Source organism: Dietzia sp. UBA5065, assembly GCA_002415925.1.
GTDB lineage: Bacteria > Actinomycetota > Actinomycetes > Mycobacteriales > Mycobacteriaceae > Dietzia.
Genome location: DIAZ01000017.1, coordinates 9,472 through 10,893, shown reverse-complemented (window position 1 = coordinate 10,893; position 1,422 = coordinate 9,472). Strand labels below are relative to the sequence as shown.

3 protein-coding genes are annotated in these 1,422 nt (G+C 74.2%); all 3 read left to right on the top strand.

Annotated features, from left to right (window positions below; translation table 11 throughout):
* Window positions 1–192: LGFP repeat-containing protein (locus B4M60_RS01575; protein ID WP_291079639.1), on the top strand; the 192-nt coding region annotated here is incomplete at its 5' end.
* Window positions 189–680 carry a DUF732 domain-containing protein gene (locus B4M60_RS01570; RefSeq protein ID WP_291079637.1) on the top strand — a complete coding sequence of 164 codons (492 nt, stop codon included), beginning with the start codon at window positions 189–191 and terminating at the stop codon, window positions 678–680. The genes B4M60_RS01575 and B4M60_RS01570, both read left to right, overlap by 4 nt.
* 149 nt (window positions 681–829) lie before the next feature.
* Window positions 830–1,422: cutinase family protein (locus B4M60_RS01565; RefSeq protein WP_291079635.1), on the top strand; the 593-nt coding region annotated here is incomplete at its 3' end.

Genomic DNA, 1,422 nt, shown 5'->3' with positions numbered 1-1,422 from the left:
TACTGGTCGTCGCGGACGGGAGCGCAGGTCATCCCCCGCGGGCCGGTGTTCGACGCCTGGGGCACGGTCGACTACGAGCGCGGCCGGCTGGGGTATCCGACGGGCCCGCTCCGCAGCACCCGGGACGGCCAGGTCATGGACTTCGAGGGCGGCCGGATCACCGTGACCGGCGGTCGGGCGGAGATCTCGTGACAGGCCGGGGTGCCGCGCTCGCGGCGGCGCTGCTCGTCGTGGTGGGGACGGCGACGGCCTGCGGCGGCGGCGACTCCACGGTCTCGGGAGTCCCCGATTCCGGTTCGGTCGCACCTCCTCCGGGGGGCGCGGGCACCTCCTCGCCCCGCGTCGCCGCGTCCGAGGACTCCGGGCGTTTCACCGAGGCCCCCGCGCCGGTGGCCTCCGACGCGCCGGGCTACACCGCGCCGATCGTCGGCGCCCGCGAGCGCGGATACCTGGCCGCCCTCGAGGCGAAGGGCATCGACACCGCGGCGATGTCGGACTCGCTCGTCGCCGCGGGCAACACGATCTGTCGGATCCGGAGCACCGGCGGCGCCGCGGGGGAGACCACCACCATCGCCGACGCGGTGGCCGGGCAGATCTCCGTCGGCGGGTACTCGGACCGCGATGTGGACGAGCTCTCCCGGATCGTGGTGGACGTCGCCGCCGGTCAGCTCTGCCCCTGAGCTCCGGGGCGGGGTGCCAAGGCCTGGCGTCGCCGGGTGAGCCGTGACACCCCCGCGCCGCGGAGGGAACCCGGAGGCCCCCTGGCCCGTTGGAAGAGTCGTCGGCTGCCCGCCTATCCGTGTCGGGCGTCCGGGAAGGAGTTCGTCACATGGCTCGTGGATCGCGTCGTGGAAGCGGCCGCCGTCTCGGGTGCTCGCTCGGAGCGCTCGTCCTGGTGGTCCTGCTCGTGCTGGGGATCGGGTGGTGGATCGGCAACCGGGGAGTCCCCACCGGGCCCGGGGAGGGACCGGGCCGAGGCCCCGAGGTGCCCGCCCAGACCCAGCCCGCGGACTGCCCCGACGTCCAGATGGTCGCCGTGCCGGGGACGTGGGAGAGCAGCCCAGCCGACGATCCCTACGCGCCGTCCTTCCTGCCCAACGCGCTGCTCCGGTCGATCACCGACCCGCTGAGTCAGCAGTATCCCGGTGAGCGCCTCGAGGTGTTCACGGTCCCGTACGTCGCCCAGTTCCGGAATCCGCAACGGCCGCAGGAGATCACGTACGACCAGAGCCGGGCCGAGGGCACCGACCGGGCCCGCGCCGAGCTCGCCGCGGTGCACGCCCGCTGCCCCTACACCTCCTACATCCTCCTGGGCTTCTCCCAGGGTGCGGTGATCGCCGGAGACCTCACCAACGAGATCGGGACGGGCAACGGGCCGGTGCCCGCCGACCTCGTGCGGGGGTCGGTCCTCATCGCCGACGG